Source organism: Bradyrhizobium sp. HKCCYLRH3061, assembly GCF_051168015.1.
Taxonomy (GTDB): Bacteria; Pseudomonadota; Alphaproteobacteria; order Rhizobiales; family Xanthobacteraceae; genus Bradyrhizobium.
In genome coordinates this window covers 70,495-85,914 of sequence record NZ_JBNPUE010000007.1, presented here as the reverse complement: position 1 = coordinate 85,914, position 15,420 = coordinate 70,495, and the positions used below count along the sequence as shown (strand labels likewise).

Sequence of the window (15,420 nt, the reverse complement as noted above, 5' to 3'; positions counted from 1 at the left end):
CGACTAAGCATCATCTCGCCCTCAAGGTATCTGGGCGCGACCGCTGCCTATCGCATCTGGACATTGGTACTTGGTACTTGAGATCACACCGGGCGCAGGTCCGCACTTCCGGGCGCGCAGGCCATGGACGCGCCGAACCCAGGAGACTCTCATCTTGGACCGCCAACTCGATGTCGCCGACTACGGAATCGAATAGGGCCGCGGACCGCTCCAGCGAAGCGTTCGTGAACGCCGGCCCTAGTAGTTGCAAGACGACTGCTTCGCGGAGGTCGTTCAGAAGGTCTTGCGCAATACTGTGGATAGTTCCGACGCGCAATTCATTGAAGTCGAGCCGCTCGAAGCGTTGATTGAACGGGACGTGGCCATTCAGGATCCGCGTCGGGCTACCTTCGCCCCACTCTTTGATGATTCTGTTTCGCAGAACGGCTGCGGCGCGGCGAGTGAACGTAGTCGCAATGATCTCGTGCGGCTCAAGGCCATCGACAAAACGGAGCTTCAATATCCGCAAAGCCGTCGTCTTGCCACTACTAGGGCCGGCGTTCACGAAAAGCGACTCGTCCACCGGAGCCGAGACGATTCCGATCTGATCGTTGTTGAGGCGGTCGGGATTTTCCGCGGTCCGAGCGCTCAAAGGCACCCTCGCGACGGAAAACGCGTGGTCGCAAAACCGCTCCCAGGAAACCGTTCGCACCCTTCTTGCCCGCCCCGCCCATCGAGCTGCGCCTGGCGGCGAGGCCCGCAACTTTAATTAGAAACATCAGCCAGATATACCAGATACGTGACGGTCCCGTCGATCAATCAGCGGCGGGACGCCTTAGAAATCCAGTGATACTTAAGTGGGCGCGATGGCCCTTTTGCATTGCAAAATCGCCCCGTCCGGAATCCGCAGTCTAGTAGCGGTGCGTACGCGTCGATCTCGGCGACCATCAGAACATAACAAGAACACAAAATCGGTCAGAATGCGGTCCGTCGACCGCAAATAAGAGAAGCGGCCTTGAGCGAAGGAAACGGCTGCTATGGGATTAGTGAAAGTCGCGGCCATGACAGCAAGAGCCTGCCGTCGGCATTCAGAAATCCCGTTCTCTTTTTCTGTCGGTGCCCGCTTTCCGTTGGAGACGGCGCGGAATCCAGTCTTTCACCCTCGCGGCCCAACCTTTTGGTCAGGCTCTCCAACCTGGTCAGTTCGATGTTTCTTCCAAGTCCCGATCCAACTTCGAATGGTGCTCTCTTTTAATCCAAGTGAGAGGCCGTAGGTGACAGCATCTTCCTTCGTTGTCTCATGAAAAAGGTCGTAGACTTTCGCTTTGCGCGAACCGTCGCGCGGTCTCTTAGCCTCGGCTGCTCGCATGGCCTTTCCCTTTTGGAACACCGCCCATCTAAACCTCATTTTCTAGCAGATCGGCCGCCTTTCGTCAGCAATAGAGCGCTTCGGATCTAATGCAAGGAATACGCTCACTTTTCATAGCTAGCCACGCGGGGATGTTCTTGAAATTCTCATCTGCTGCCAATGCTAGACGATCGGCAGACGCACTTGATAAGGCGTGGCGGGACTAGGACAATTCCAGCGGATGTCGCATATATCGCAAGTTTCCTTGCCGGGGTTGAGCGCCGGAAGAGGCCACGTGCTATTGGCTCGGCAGCCAATGATCGCCTGAGCGGTGACGTCGAATGCGCTTAGCGCCTGCTGAACCCCCGAAGCCGTAAAGGTCACTTCCTGCACGGCTCGAAGTGGCCGAGACGTCGGTTCCGGGTCCATGTCCAACTCATTAAGGAAGTAGAGGATCGCGCGAGCGGGATAAGCGCCTACCCGAGCGCGGTAAAGCTCAGCATATACACACATCTGCCAGATGTAATCTCGCATGTCCGTGGACGAAAGATTTGGGAGCCGCGTGCCCTTATAGTCCCATATCTCCATTTGCGCGGGATCATTCGGTGTAGTTGGGTTTCGCGCAAGAACATCGACAACGCCGCGGAGGACATATTGAGGCCGTTCGCTCTCTAGGCGAAATTCAGTATCGCGGATCAGTGGATAGAGCGTTGGGCCCTCGACGCGGTTGAATATCCGCAGCACCCGGCTCGCCTTGGCGGTTACTGCTGGTGACGCCGGCCGGACGCCATGCGACTTCAGAGCATTTTGGACGTCATTGAAGTACTGATCAACATCCGCATCGGATGGCATCGTGCCTTGCGGATGACCAGCAAAGCCCCAATAGTGACGGTGACAACGATCTAGTACCTGATGAATAATGGTGCCGTAGAATATCTGCGTCGCCTGCGCTGGAACAAAACCGTCGTTGCCAAAATAGCCGTACTGGCGACTGCATCGCCGAAACGAAAGGATGTCCGACGTCAAGCTGAATCGTGGGCGAACAGCGTTCGGCTGGGGCGGGGGTACCGCGACGCCATTGTAGTTCGTCCATGCGCTCATTGTTCGAACTCACTATCGTTCAAAGTGGCAGTACCCTGTTAGACAGCCAGTTCCGATTCGGCCCACAGGGAATTCTCCCCTTCGCGAACTGCTGATTTGTACCGACGAGAATCAACGCCCATTGCGCCCGTGAGAAGGCAACGTAGTATTGGCGAATCAAGTCAAGTTCAGCACGGACCAACTCGGGGAGCTGTGCGAATGAGCGCGCTGGATTACTGGGAAACTGCGATAGTTGCGTTTCGATCTGATGAGCGACTGAGACACGCGAATCTTCTCCCATATGCCCAACAAAGACAAACGGGAACTGCAACCCCTTGGCTTGGTGCATTGTCATCACCGGAACCATTCCCAAAGGAGCGATGATATCTTCGTCCTCTTCTTCGTCGATGCCCACCCGCGCGAGGTAACCGAAGAAGAGGTGATAGAAGCCATAACTCCATTGCTCAAGGACGTCGCCTGGAAAATTATTGGAGCTCCGCAAGCGCCCGCGTGCTGCATTGGGATGGCCCGGTACCGGCATCGAGGCAAAACTCTCGACAAGGGCAGTAATGCGCGCAAGCCGCACACGGCGTACGGGGTCGCGCGACCAACCGTCGAACGGGGGCATAGACAGCAGGTAGTAAACAAGCTCCTGGAGGTTAGCCGTGAGAAATGCTCCAGGTTTCGCAGCAAGATTAGCACGGGCGTCGGATACATATCGAGACAGCCTCGGATTTCCCGCAGCTTGGCTAACATACTCTGTTCGACAATTAGCGATCAGAGTGGCCAATTCCTGGGGACGCTGCGGCACATGGCGCCCTTGGCCATCAGTAATAGCGAGCAGCGCGCCGAGGAGTCCAAGAACCTCCTCTTGCTCAAGAAAGGCCTTATTACGAGGGTTGTAGACTGGGATGCCTTGGGCTTGGAGAGCCGCAACATATTTCAGCGCGTTGTTTGGTGTCTCCTTGGTACTCTTTAACAACAGACAACACTGGCTATAATCCTGCACAATTCCGTTCGCGACTAGTCCTTGAACTGTGTCGGCAAAGCGAGCGGCAACGGCGTCCATTGATGCAGCGCGCAATTGACCAACTGCGGGATACGTTCCGCCGATTGAACTGCGCGGCACGAGATCGGGCTTGTTCGGCACCCGGGCGCCCCGAATCGCCATAGACGGAAAGGCACTGATGTAGTTATTGCAAAATGTAACAATGCTCGCGTGTGACCGGAAGTTAGCTACGAGTGGAAAGCGTGAAATTCCCGTTTGCTGCACCCCGAGGAAGGTCGCGCACGCCTGATCAAAGGTGACCATACACTCCACGGATCCTCCGCGAAATCGATAGAGCGCTTGATCGTCGTCACCAACAACGACAATGTTGTGTGGCGCGCGATTTGCCAGCGTGAGGTAAATCTCCTCCTGAACGAGATTGGTGTCTTGATACTCGTCCACTAAGATCCAGCTTATTCCAATCGCACCTTCACCCACGTTACCATCGCGAAACCTGCGGCCAAGCGGCGTCTGCAAAAACTCAAGAAAGTGGCCTTGCAGGTGTGAAAAGTCACACCGATGTTCGTCCTCAAGCTTCGTCCGATACTCTTCGTACAGGTCTGCCAGACGAAGCCATTGCCCACCGGCCGCCCGCATTGCCGCAACGGAAATTCTATCTTCAACGATTCTGTTGAACAATTTGACGAGGGCTGCCGTCATATTCCATTTGCTTGGAAGCCAAGCCCATGTCGTTTGCCATTCCCTCGGTGAAAAAAGATATGAAAAATGAGTCCAGAAGGGACGATCGTTTGTCGGATTCGGCGTATCGACGATGCTGATGTGTTCATATACGAACATGCTGCTTTCAAGCTCGTCCATGAGCCGAACATTCTGATAATTTGGCGCACGGTGCTCTTGCAAGAGGTCGTTGCACAATCCGTGCAGGGTCCCGAGATGGAGTTTGGAGATATCGATAGCGGCAAGTGCCGGACGCTGCACAACGAGCTGGTTCCGGTAATGACTGATACGATCCTCGAGGTTACGCGCTGCCTTTTCGGTGAATGTCGTCACAAAGATAGCTTCGGGTGGCGTGCACACGGACTGTACCGGGTCCTGCTCAACGTATAGTAGCCTTAGAACAAACAAGGTCAGGACTTCGGTCTTACCAGACCCCGGCCCGGCCAATACCCAAGCGGGCCCCTGAGGATGTCGAAGAATAGCCTCCTGCGCCGGTGTGGGCCGCTTCGGGTGCCCCGGCGGGAACAATGCGTCGATCAGGTCGGTGAGCGTCATGAGGCCTGCCCGTGAAGCGATACTCGAAGGAGCGTCTTAACGACAACAGAGTCGGTGTCGCGGGGTCAAGCTATCGATTTCATCGAGATGCTGTATCCGGCTACCGCAACCTACACGTGCACCGGCCGTGTTACGGCTTACATCTGGGAAAATCGGAGAGACGCAGAAGCTCGCCGGCTGATTATGCCGAAAAGAACCCTGCCCTTAAGGCATTGGCCACCGACATCGCGCCGCGTTCCGTGGCCGAGGTCGAATGGCCCGCGGCTCCATTCGACCTCCTCCTTCCCCGAAGAGCCGCAAGGTCGAAAAATGAGTGATTCAAGCATTAGCCGTGTGTTCGCGACCGATCCTCGGATCGCCAATCCCAAACCTGTCGAAATGCATACCAACGCCCTCTTGTTCGTGCAGGATGCGGAGGCGCTAGGCCGCCGCGCAACGGCAGGACAGTTCTTTCTGTTCGCGCACGGGATCGAATTGGCGCTCAAAGGTTTCTTGCACGAGAAGGGACGCACCCTCGAAGAACTCGAAGGCATCGGACATAAACTCGGCAAGTTGCTGGATTTGTGCACGACGCACGGATTGGTTCTGTCGGAAGGGGATACGGCAAGTATCGTCGCACGTTTTGACAAAGCTTTGCTGAAGGCGAAGCTGCGCTATGATTTCGACTTCGATATGCCGTTCGTTGAAGACGCGCGCCGCGTGGCGCGCGGGCTCCTTAACAACACGATGCCGGCACTACCTTCCCTCGCGTAAGGTGGGTTAGCCTTCTACTTCTTCGACTTCGGTGAAAGCAACCAACTGAAGCCGCGAGAGGGGCGTCGCCGGCAGCGGGTCCGCCTGCAGACCGTCGTTAATGCTCGCTCGATCGGGATCGAGCATAGCCGGCGCAGCAAAATCGCGGCGTTACCAGTGGGGCATTCAAGATTGGACGTTGGAATCGCGCGATATGACGAGATATTTCCGGGAGTCTCGCCGCCTGCAACTAGCGCACATTCAGTGGCCGTTCGTCCAGTTCCAGGCTAAACGTACGGCGCGCTGTATCCATTGCCGTAGCGTCTGCTCGGCGTTCGCGTCGCCGTCGATGAACTTACGGATATCGAAGCTCATATCGCCCACAGCCGTCTGCGAATGGTGCGGGCACGCGTCGCCTGACCAGCGCCGAAAGCGTTCGGCCTCGGTGACCAACCCGGAATTGCCGTCGTACGTGAGATAGGCGCCCAACCTGGACCGTCGACTCCATGGCGCGACCATCTGCAAGACCAACCCGAGCGCCAGAGAGGCGAGCACTCCGTCCGACCCCACCGCCTGCGGACGTCTGCCGGCCGCACCATACTTGCGAGATTCTTCTGCCAGCGCCGCGTCGGTAACGATCCCCATACAGCGCAGTCACGGGCTACCCTGCTGAACCCGGTAAGGCCTCTTCCGCCGTGGGTGTGGACATGTAGGAGGGCCGAGGCGGGCCTTTACCGATCTCATCGCTTCCTCGTTCGGCCCAATAGAGCGGCGTGACTATCGAGGCCGCAAATTCGAGCGCGGTTTTCCAACCCTCCGCCCGATCGCCTTCGCCTCTTCCTCTGTGACCACGTCGCCAATCCTTTAGTCGGACCCGGTGTGCGTGCGGATGGATGCATCCGGCTCGACAGGCGTTCGGCCATTCGTCCTATTTGTTCGCTGGAATACGACAAAGCTTCCGCGCTTAAGCGAAGACTTCGCTTCTCCTGGCCGGGTTGTGCATAGTGATCGCGGTGAGTGAAGGAAGCAGTAAGGACCGCAGAGGATTGTCGCCATTCGCGCGACGTGGCAGCCATGGCAGATTTGCCACGTAGTCAGCGAGCCCATCGGTTTAACTCTTGCTGCCCCGGTCAGAGGCAAAGCGGCGGCGCGAAATTCGCGGCCCTGAGAGGTGGTTAGCAATGACAAGCGACACCGATGAGCGCCTGTTACGGCTTCGGGACGTCAAACAAAAGACTGGTCTTGGTAGCTCGACCATTTATCGGCGTATTGCAGATGGCACCTTTCCCGCACCGCGCAGCTTGGGTCCAAATACGGTTCGCTGGCTGCAGTCCGAAATTGATGCTTGGATCAAATCTTTGCCGTCGTCTCGATCCGGGGAGCAACTGAGCGCCGCAGGTTGAGAAGGTCGTCGATTGGCGTCTGGTCAATCATGATCAGGTCGGCCCAAGCTTGTGCCAACTCGATCCGCCGCTCAAGGTGCTCTGCCCGATTGTAGGCGCCCTCCACGACATTCTTCGGCACGTGGGCTAACATCAAATCGATGATATGCCGATCGTGCTTATACCGCTCATTCATCACAGTCGAGAATGTGGCCCGCCATCCATGCGGCACATGACGGTGATGGTACCCCGCCCGATTTAACAAGTACCCGATCGCATTTTCGCTGGCTGGCCGGTGGGCGTGTCTCTGGTTGGGAAAGAGATATGGTGTGCGGCCGGAGAGCTTGCGCAGGGCCTTGATGATATCAATCGCTTGCGTTGGAAGCGGGACCAGATGGTCCCTCTCGTCGTCATCCTTGTATTGGAGCCGGAGCTTCATTCGCGCCGCCGGCACTTGCCAAATTGGCCTTTGCGGATCCAGATCGGCTAGCTCGGTCCAGGGTGTCGTGATCAACGTCCCGGGTCGCAAGGCGGTGAGCACCAGCAGCCGCAAGGCCAGCTTGGTGACGGGTGACGCCGGGGTCGCGTCCGCATGGCGCAGGACTTGTCTGGCTTGCTCGAGATCCGTGATGGCAGGCTGTCGCCCCTTCTTGACCGGCCGCATTGCCTTCTGCACGAGCGCCGCCGGGTCGTTCTCGGCTCGACCTGATGCAATCGCGTAAACGAACACGGCAGACATCCGCTGCCGGATGCGCCGCGCGGTCTCAGCTGCCGGCCGGTTCTCGATCTTGCGCAGCACGGATATGACGTTGGCTGCGGTGATATTCTTAATTGGGGCGGAGCCGAGGTCGGGAAACACATCTCGTTCCAATGAATTGAGCACGTCGTAGGCGTGTTGTTCGACCCAATGCCCTTTGTTCATGTCGTGCCATTCGCGTGCGACGACCTCGAACGTAGTCCCTCCGTCGGTGACGATTTGCAGGCGCCTGAGCCGCTTCTCGACAGCGGGGTCCTTACCCTCCCGGAGGAGGCGTTTCGCGTTGGTGGCGACTTCTCGCGCTTCGGCGAGTCCGACCGACGGGTATGGACCGATCGAGAGCAACTTCTCCTTGCGCTCGAGCTCGTATCTGAGACGCCATAGTTTGCCGCCGGCGGGCGTGACGTAGATGTGCAGCCCGCCACCGTCGGTGAGCTTGTACGGCTTGTCTGCGGCCTTGGCTTTACGGATCTGGACATCGGTCAGCATCAGCGCCCCACAATACCCGGCTTGGCCGGTACGATACCCGGTTTCATACCCGGATTTTACCGGGTTTTAGCGGGCAACGTCGGGAATGGATGGGAACGATTCTGACCCGTAAACTATTGTACTGCAAGCGCTTTGGTGCGTTCTGGGAACGGCTGGGATCGTTAGCTGGCGGAGAGAGTGGGATTCGAACCCACGGTACGGTTTCCCGCACACACGCTTTCCAAGCGTGCGCCTTAAGCCACTCGGCCATCTCTCCGGCGGCCCTCTCTTGGCGGGGTCGGCGGCGTTTTGCAAGCCGGGCGGGGGCCTCGGCGGCAAATTTCCCCCAAATCGCTGATAAAAATCATCAATCCGCCCTGGTTGCGGGCTCGATCTGGCCTCGCCGCCGCCTGGCCGGACCCACCGTGAACCGGCCGGGAGGACGGCACGACCACTGATTTGCGGCCTCGATCCGGCTGCCCATGAGGGACCTCGCCATGCCGCCATCCTCCCCTGCCTGTCTCGCCATCCTGCTGGCCGCGGCGTTCAGCCTCGCCGCCGCCGGGGCGGCGCGCGCCGATCAATGCACCAAACAGGGGGTCGACGTGACCTGCGACGACGGGCGCAAGGGGATCTGGCAGGGCGACGCGATCCTGTGGCCGGACGGGACCAGGTCCAGCCTGAATCCACACCCGTCCGTCATCATCGGCAACAAGGCCTCGGTGGTCGTCGGGCCGGGCGTGTTCGTCGGACAGGGCAAGGGCATGGTGCCGATGGACAATCCGAGCTCGCCGAACAAGCTGCGCTGCGCCGTGCTCGACGGCGTGTCCTACTGCCATTGAGCCTGTGAGCCTCGCCGCCACCGGCGGCGAGGCGCGAGCCATTCAGTGATAGCGCGCACCGGGCGAGAGCATGCGGCCGGCCAGGAAGCCCGCGGGCGCCGCAGGCAGGGGTTCGATCTCGACCTCGGCGGCGTCGCCGTCCTGCAGGGTTTCGACGAAGTCGGCAAACCATTGCTGGATCGAATGGCGGCGCAGCTTCGTCATCATGATCTCGTAGCGCATGCGGCGCTCGTTGAGCGGCATCGACAACGCCGTCGCGATCGTCCGGGCCATGCCATCGATGTCATGCGGATTGACCAGGAGTGCCGCGTCGAGCTCGTTGGCGGCGCCGGCGAATTTCGACAGCACCAGCACGCCCGGATCGACCGGGCTCTGCGCGGCGACATACTCCTTCGCCACCAGGTTCATGCCGTCGTGCAGCGGCGAGACGACGCCGACCTGGGCGCTGCGATAGAGTCCGGCCAGCACACCCTGGCCATAGCCCTTGTTGAGGTAGCGGATCGGCGTCCAGTCGACCTCACCGTGGCGGCCGTTGACCTCGCTGACGAGGCGCGCGACCTCGCTCTGCAGATTGCCATAGGCCTCGATCGATTCGCGCGAAGGCGTCGCGATCTGCAGCAGCGACGCGGCACGCAGCAGGCTCGGGTGCATCGTCCACATGCGATCGAAGGCATTGACGCGGTTGACGAGGCCCTTGGAGTAGTCGAGCCGGTCGACGCCGATGGCGAGCTTCTCGCCATTCAGGCTGCGGCGCAGCCGCGACACGTCCGGATGCGCCACCGCCTTCGCCGCCTGCTGCGCGAACTTGTCGGCGTCGATGCCGATCGGGAACACGGCCAGACGCGTGCGGCCGTGCAGCGACCTGACCACGCCGTCGCGCACCTGAAGGCCGAGATCGGTGCGGATGCAGGCGGTGAAATTCTCCCGATCATCCTCGGTCTGGAAGCCGATCAGATCATAGGCGAGCATCGCGGTGACGAGATCGCGGTGATTCGGCACGCTGTCGATGACGCAGCGCGCGGGCCACGGCGTGTGCAGGAAGAAACCGATCGGGCTCTTCACACCGAGCGTGCGCAACTCCGCGCCGAGCGACAGGAAGTGATAGTCCTGGATCCAGAACAAGGTGTCCGGCTTCTGGAATCGAAGCAGCGCGCGCGCCACGAAGGCGTTGACCTCGCGATAGGACCGATAATCATCATGCGAGACGCTGATCAAATCGCTGCGCGAATGCAGCGCCGGCCACAGTGCCGAATTGGCGAAGCCTTCGTAGTAGCCGGCGTAATGCGCGGCTGGCAGATCGAGCAGCGCCAGCGCGCCTTCACCGATCTGCTCGATCTCCGCAATCGGTTCCGTCTGCGCGCCGTCACGCACACGTCCCGAAGACCCGACCCATACTGCCCCCGATTTCTCCACAACGGGCAGCAATGCTGCCGCAAGTCCGCCGGTCATTGGCTCGTTGGCTTTGCCACGCGCCACCCGATTCGAAACCACGACGAGGTTCACAGCTCCCTCCTGTTGGTCATGTCGGTTAACAGCTGTTCATCAATATGGTTCCAGGCCACCCTTTCAACCAAATGAAACCAAATTCGGGCATTCGCGCGGTGTAATCACAGCGTCAATCAAGTCAGAACGTTTCTAATCAAGAACGACGCATGCAACATGCGAATGCATGGCGAATGGAACTAATAACGCGGCGATGCGGAACCCCTGCGCGGACTGCTAGGTCGACGAATTAGTTCCGCCGTCGGCGAGGCGCGCCAGGAACGCGCGCACGTCGTCCGGTGCGTCGAAATGTCCGTCGACACCGAGCGCGCGGCGGCCGACCGAGAACGACAGGCCAGCGAAATCCGGCATGATCGCGAACACCGTCTCGTCGGTGACGTCGTCGCCGATGAAGAACGGCTTGCGTCCCTTGAACGGCGCGTGCCGCATCAGCTCGCGTACGCCGCTCGCCTTGGTGAAGCCGGCGTGCTTGATCTCGCACACACACTTGCCGGGCAGCACCTCGATCGGCGCCCCCGGCAACTCGGCGCGGATGCGCGACACCTCCTCGTAGATCGCTTTCTCCGCCTGCGGCGCGAGGCGATAATGCAGCGCCAGCGAGTACCCCTTGTCCTCGAGCAGAATGCCGGGGCTGAGCTTGGCGATCGCGGCGAGCCTGCGCTTCAGCTCCTTGTCCAGCGGCGGCGCCTTGATCGCATCCGCCTCGCCGCCGCCGCCGAGCCGCATCTCCGCGCCATGGCCGCCGACGGCGGGGTAGACCTCCGGCGCGAAGATGAGATCGATGTCGTTGAGTGAGCGGCCCGAGACCAGCGCCAGCGCGCCGGAGGTTCGTTGCAGCAACGCGTTCAGTGCCTCGGCGAGACCCGGCGGCACCCACACCTCGCGCGGCGTCGGCGCAAGATCGAGCAGGGTCCCGTCGATATCGAGCAGGATCGCCACCTCGCGAAGGTGCGGCACGAGACTCACCGGCGTCGGAACGATCTCGGCGGGCTCCGACGCAGGAGAACCGATCAGATCGGAGTTGTCGGACTTCATCATCTACTCCATGACAGCGAGCGGTCGCGCCACCTGCTCGAGCGATTTGCGCTCGGCCGCGATGGCATAGCGCCAAGCGACGAGCGCCGCCACCAGCATCAACGCGGCACCGAACAGATAGCCGCCGAACACCGCGCCGCGCGCGCCACTGTCGAGCAGCACGCCGAACAGCGCGGGTCCCGCGACGCCGCCGATCCCGGTACCGATGGCGTAGAACAGCGCGATCGCGAGCGCCCGCACCTCCAGCGGAAAATTCTCCGACACGGTGAGATAGGCGGCGCTTGCGGCCGGCGACGCGAAGAAGAAGATCACCATCCAGGCCGCGGTCTGGGTCGCGGCGCTCAGCACGCCGATCGAGAACAGATAGCCGGTGAGCGCGAGCAGCACGCCGGAGACGCCGTAGGTGAAGGTGATCATGGCGCGGCGGCCGAGCGTGTCGAACAGGCGGCCGAGCAGCAGCGGCCCGAGCACGTTGCCGGCCGCGAAGGGCAGGATGTACCAGCCGACGTGATCGGACTTGATGCCGTAGAAATCGGTCAGCACCAGCGCGAAGGTGAAGAAGATCGCGTTGTAGAAGAACGCCTGCGCGATCATCAGCGTCAAGCCGACCAGCGAGCGCTGGCGATAGACCGAGAACAGCGTATGCGCGACCTCGGCGAGCGGCGTGTGATCGCGCATGCGAAGGCGAATCTTGGGCAGGGATTTGGCGCGCTCCTCGCGGTCGTGGCCGGTGACGTCGCGCTCGATGGCGGCGACGATGTCGTGCGCCTGGTCCGGATGGCCATGGATCATCAGCCAGCGCGGACTTTCCGGAATCCACATCCGCATGATCAGCACGACCAGGCCGAGACAGGCGCCGATGCCGTAGGCCAGCCGCCAGCCGACATCCGGGCCGGTGACATCAGGATCGAGCAGCACGATGGCGCCGACGGCGCCGAGCGCGGCGCCCAGCCAGAAGCTGCCGTTGATCATGAGATCGGTCCAGCCGCGATAGCGCGCCGGCACCAGCTCCTGGATCGTCGAGTTGATCGCGGTATACTCGCCGCCGATGCCGGCGCCGGTCAGGAAGCGAAACAGCGCGTAGGTCGCGACATTCCACGACAAGGCGGTGGCGGCGGTCGCGGACAGATAGAGCGCGAGCGTGATGAAGAACAGCTTGCGGCGGCCGATGCGGTCGGTCAGCCAGCCGAAGCCGAGCGCGCCGAGCACGGCGCCGGCGAGATAGGCGCTGTTGGCAAGCCCGATGTCGAGATTGGAGAAGTGCAGCGCCGGGCTCTGCTTCAGCGCGCCCGACAAGGCGCCGGCGAGCGTCACCTCGAGCCCGTCGAGCACCCAGGTGATGCCGAGCGCGAGCACGACGCGGGTGTGGAAGGCGCTCCAGCGGAGGTCGTCGAGCCGGGCGGGGATGTTGGTTTCGATGACGCGATCCTGGCCTGCCGTGTCGTCCGGCGGCGCGCTGGATGGCGGCGCTGACGTGATGACGCGGAGGTGCGGAAAGGATGCCTGTCGGGGTGCCATGGAATCCCAATGCGACGGCGCGGGTCGCACCGCATGCTCGACCGAGAGGATGAAGCAAATGCGGCAGCGAAACCCTGCCGCTGCGACCCAACGTCTCGGCCAGCGCTGGGTTCCCGGAATGAGGGCTGGGAACTCGGCGAAGGTACGGAACGGCACAGGCCGTGCCCACGGGAATGGCCTGTGCCGCGCCTCACGGCATGCTGTCGTCCCGGGCAAGTCCGCTGACGCGAAGCGTCGGCGGGCGCAGACCTGGGACCCATACCGCGGGATTGCACGATTGGGACAGGCGACCGATACCGCCCGTCCCACGACTGCTGCGGCGTATGGGTCCCCGCGTTCGCGGGGACGACAGCGGAATGTGACCGGAGCAGGTCCGCTCTCACTGCCGATGCAGTGTGGACAAGCCGTGGTGAGACCTTACGCCGCGCGGATGTTGGTCATGAAGCGGTTGAGCTCCGCGCGCAGGCGGGCGCTCTCCGAGGACAGCGACTGGGCCGAGCGCAGCACCTCCTCCGAGGCTTCGCCGGTCTGGGTCGCGCCGCGATTGACCTGGGTGATGTCGGTGGCGGCGGCCTGCGTGCCCGCGGCGACGCTCTGCACGTTCCTCGCGATCTCCTGGGTCGCGCCGCCCTGCTGCTCGACCGCCGTCGCGATCGACGAGGCGATGGTCGAGATCTGGCGGATGGTGCCGCCGATCTGCTTGATCGCGGTCACCGACTCCTGGGTCGCCGCCTGCATGCCTGAGATGTGGTTGGAGATGTCGTCGGTCGCCTTGGCGGTCTGCTCCGCCAGCGACTTGACCTCGGAAGCCACCACCGCAAAGCCGCGGCCGGCATCGCCGGCGCGGGCGGCCTCGATGGTCGCGTTCAGCGCCAGCAGGTTGGTCTGCTCGGCGATCGCGGTGATCAGCTTGACGACGTCGCCGATCTCCTGCGCCGCGCGCGACAGCTTGCCGATGCGCCCGTCGGTCTCCTCGGCCTGGGCCACGGCGGATTCCGCGATGCGGCTGGACTCGCGGACCTGGCGGCCGATCTCGTCGACCGAGGCCGACAGCTCGTCGGTCGCGCTCGCCACCGAGTGGATGCGGCCGGTGGCCTGGTCGGAGGTGCCGCTGACGCGGCTCGCCAGCGACTGCGTGGTCTCGGCGGTGCGCGTCAGCGTCGAGGCCGCCTGCTCGAGGTGCTCGGCCGAGGTCGAGACGTTGGACACGATCGAGCCGACGGCGGTCTCGAACTCGTCGGCGAAGCGGATGAGCTCGGCCCGCCGCGCGGCGCCCGCCGCCTTGTTCTGGGCGTCCTGCGTCGCGGCGTCGCGCTCGGCCTTGGCCACCGCCTGCACTTTGAACTCCTCGACCGCCGCCGCCATCTCGCCGATCTCGTCGCTGCGCCCGAGGCCGGGCAGCCGGACGTCGAAATTGCCCGAGGCGAGCTCGCGCATCGCCTTGCACATCGTGATCATCGGCTTGGAAACGCCGTTGCCGAGCATCAGCGCCAGCACGGCGCCGAGCGTCAGCCCGCCGATCGCCAGCATCGCGATCAGCCGCTCGATGTCCGCGATGGTGGTGTTGGCGGCGGCCTCGATGCGCTGCTGGTCGGAGGCGACCTCGGATTTCAGCCCGTTCGACAGCGCGATGATCTCGGTCCCGACGAGGCCCATTTCCTGTTCGAGCTTGCCGAGCGCCTTCATGTTCTCCGACAGCTTGATGAAGGCGGCGCGATACTGCTTGATCAGGTCGCCGAGCTCGGCGACACGCTGGGTGATCTTCTCGTCATTGGCATAGATCGTCACCAGCGAGGTTTCCAGGAAGCGCGTCCGCGCGATGGCGCCGTCGGCGGTCTTGGCATCCGGCTTGGCGATATAGGTCCCGACCAGCGCGGACACGGTCAGGTACTGGCCGGTGAGGTCCTTGGCCGTCGTCTGCACCGACGGCAGGCCGGCGAGCGCGGCGGTGTCCGCCAGATCATCGAACTTGAAGCGGATCTTGTTGCCGATGATGCCGATCTGGTCGGTCGCCAGCTTGGCGTTCTCGCGGGTCAGGGCAACGATGCTCGAGAACGTCTTGGCGAAGGCCTGAAACTGCGCCTGCAGCTTGCCGACCTGCGCACGCCGCTCGGCGCCGGTCGCGGCCATCGATTTGTCGATCGCGGCCTGGAGCGCCTGCTGGGCAGCGGTGGCCGCCGCCTCGTCCTCGGCTTTGCCGGTCAGGGCATAATAACGGGCGAGCGCCTGGTACGAGACCAGCTCGCGATCGACGGTGCGGGCGGTGTCGGCTTCCGCAACGCTGCCGCGATAGGCCGCCACCGCCGCGGCGACCCGCTCGAACCCCAGATAGGAGAAGCCGATGCTGGCGGCGGAGATGGCCAGCACCACGGCAAAGCCGAGGACGATCTTGCCGCGAAATCGCAGGGTCAGAAAATTGGCACGCCGCGACTGCGGCGCAAGCTGCGCAGACATTCCCACCCCCGACACGCCATTCTTTAATATTGGCCACAAAC

The 15,420-nt window shown here is 62.0% G+C and carries 12 protein-coding genes and 1 tRNA gene; 3 read left to right on the top strand and 10 right to left on the bottom strand.

The window, feature by feature from the left end; all coding sequences use genetic code 11:
- Nucleotides 1-10: 10 nt before the first annotated feature.
- The 3 genes from ACQR2C_RS14165 to ACQR2C_RS14155 form a co-directional block, all read right to left on the bottom strand.
- Nucleotides 11-637, bottom strand: a complete 627-nt coding sequence (locus ACQR2C_RS14165; RefSeq protein WP_434881496.1) for a UvrD-helicase domain-containing protein — start codon at nucleotides 635-637, stop codon at nucleotides 11-13.
- 873 nt (nucleotides 638-1,510) lie between these two features.
- Nucleotides 1,511-2,353: a PD-(D/E)XK nuclease family protein gene (locus ACQR2C_RS14160; protein ID WP_434881387.1), complete on the bottom strand. Its 843-nt coding sequence runs from the start codon at nucleotides 2,351-2,353 to the stop codon at nucleotides 1,511-1,513.
- Nucleotides 2,354-2,447: 94 nt separating this feature from the next.
- Nucleotides 2,448-4,688: a UvrD-helicase domain-containing protein gene (locus ACQR2C_RS14155; protein ID WP_434881386.1), complete on the bottom strand. Its 2,241-nt coding sequence runs from the start codon at nucleotides 4,686-4,688 to the stop codon at nucleotides 2,448-2,450.
- Nucleotides 4,689-4,997: 309 nt separating this feature from the next.
- Between ACQR2C_RS14155 and ACQR2C_RS14150 the strand changes: the two genes are divergently transcribed.
- A complete protein-coding gene (locus ACQR2C_RS14150; protein WP_434881385.1) occupies nucleotides 4,998-5,441 on the top strand; it encodes a hypothetical protein in 444 nt (147 codons plus the stop codon).
- Nucleotides 5,442-5,681: 240 nt separating this feature from the next.
- Here the strand turns inward: ACQR2C_RS14150 and ACQR2C_RS14145 are convergent, their stop codons facing one another.
- The gene (locus ACQR2C_RS14145; protein ID WP_434881384.1) at nucleotides 5,682-6,065 is read right to left on the bottom strand and encodes a hypothetical protein; all 384 of its coding nucleotides are present in this window, start codon (nucleotides 6,063-6,065) and stop codon (nucleotides 5,682-5,684) included.
- A 536-nt stretch (nucleotides 6,066-6,601) separates the two neighbouring features.
- On the opposite strand from ACQR2C_RS14145, the gene ACQR2C_RS14140 reads away from it, so the two are divergent.
- On the top strand, nucleotides 6,602-6,823 hold the full coding sequence (locus ACQR2C_RS14140; protein ID WP_434881383.1) for a helix-turn-helix transcriptional regulator: 222 nt from the start codon (nucleotides 6,602-6,604) through the stop codon (nucleotides 6,821-6,823).
- On the opposite strand, the gene ACQR2C_RS14135 is transcribed toward ACQR2C_RS14140, so the two are convergent.
- Together ACQR2C_RS14135 and ACQR2C_RS14130 are read right to left on the bottom strand one after the other, a co-directional pair.
- A complete protein-coding gene (locus tag ACQR2C_RS14135) occupies nucleotides 6,771-8,048 on the bottom strand; it encodes a tyrosine-type recombinase/integrase (RefSeq protein ID WP_434881382.1) in 1,278 nt (425 codons plus the stop codon). The genes ACQR2C_RS14140 and ACQR2C_RS14135 overlap by 53 nt on opposite strands.
- A gap of 166 nt (nucleotides 8,049-8,214) precedes the next feature.
- Nucleotides 8,215-8,304, bottom strand: a tRNA-Ser gene (locus tag ACQR2C_RS14130).
- A 220-nt stretch (nucleotides 8,305-8,524) separates the two neighbouring features.
- Between ACQR2C_RS14130 and ACQR2C_RS14125 the strand changes: the two genes are divergently transcribed.
- Nucleotides 8,525-8,869, top strand: coding sequence for a hypothetical protein (locus ACQR2C_RS14125; protein WP_316215259.1), 345 nt, complete (start codon nucleotides 8,525-8,527; stop codon nucleotides 8,867-8,869).
- Between the two features lie 42 nt (nucleotides 8,870-8,911).
- On the opposite strand, the gene ACQR2C_RS14120 is transcribed toward ACQR2C_RS14125, so the two are convergent.
- The 4 genes from ACQR2C_RS14120 to ACQR2C_RS14105 form a co-directional block, all read right to left on the bottom strand.
- Nucleotides 8,912-10,372, bottom strand: coding sequence for a trehalose-6-phosphate synthase (locus tag ACQR2C_RS14120; RefSeq protein ID WP_434881381.1), 1,461 nt, complete (start codon nucleotides 10,370-10,372; stop codon nucleotides 8,912-8,914).
- 216 nt (nucleotides 10,373-10,588) lie between these two features.
- Complete coding sequence (gene otsB, locus ACQR2C_RS14115) at nucleotides 10,589-11,410, bottom strand: trehalose-phosphatase (protein ID WP_434881380.1); 822 nt, start codon at nucleotides 11,408-11,410, stop codon at nucleotides 10,589-10,591.
- Complete coding sequence (locus ACQR2C_RS14110; RefSeq protein ID WP_434881379.1) at nucleotides 11,411-12,925, bottom strand: MFS transporter; 1,515 nt, start codon at nucleotides 12,923-12,925, stop codon at nucleotides 11,411-11,413.
- A gap of 417 nt (nucleotides 12,926-13,342) precedes the next feature.
- The gene (locus tag ACQR2C_RS14105; protein WP_434881378.1) at nucleotides 13,343-15,379 is read right to left on the bottom strand and encodes a methyl-accepting chemotaxis protein; all 2,037 of its coding nucleotides are present in this window, start codon (nucleotides 15,377-15,379) and stop codon (nucleotides 13,343-13,345) included.
- Nucleotides 15,380-15,420 lie beyond the last annotated feature (41 nt).

What these genes read in the sequence shown, in the direction of transcription:
- ACQR2C_RS14155 (WP_434881386.1), bottom strand. Translation starts at nt 4,688, where the DNA reads ATGACGCTCACCGACCTGATCGACGCATTGTTCCCGCCGGGGCACCCG.
- ACQR2C_RS14150 (WP_434881385.1), top strand. Translation starts at nt 4,998, where the DNA reads ATGAGTGATTCAAGCATTAGCCGTGTGTTCGCGACCGATCCTCGGATC.
- ACQR2C_RS14145 (WP_434881384.1), bottom strand. Translation starts at nt 6,065, where the DNA reads ATGGGGATCGTTACCGACGCGGCGCTGGCAGAAGAATCTCGCAAGTAT.
- ACQR2C_RS14140 (WP_434881383.1), top strand. Translation starts at nt 6,602, where the DNA reads ATGACAAGCGACACCGATGAGCGCCTGTTACGGCTTCGGGACGTCAAA.
- ACQR2C_RS14135 (WP_434881382.1), bottom strand. Translation starts at nt 8,048, where the DNA reads ATGCTGACCGATGTCCAGATCCGTAAAGCCAAGGCCGCAGACAAGCCG.
- ACQR2C_RS14125 (WP_316215259.1), top strand. Translation starts at nt 8,525, where the DNA reads ATGCCGCCATCCTCCCCTGCCTGTCTCGCCATCCTGCTGGCCGCGGCG.
- otsB (WP_434881380.1), bottom strand. Translation starts at nt 11,410, where the DNA reads ATGATGAAGTCCGACAACTCCGATCTGATCGGTTCTCCTGCGTCGGAG.
- ACQR2C_RS14110 (WP_434881379.1), bottom strand. Translation starts at nt 12,925, where the DNA reads ATGGCACCCCGACAGGCATCCTTTCCGCACCTCCGCGTCATCACGTCA.
- ACQR2C_RS14105 (WP_434881378.1), bottom strand. Translation starts at nt 15,379, where the DNA reads ATGTCTGCGCAGCTTGCGCCGCAGTCGCGGCGTGCCAATTTTCTGACC.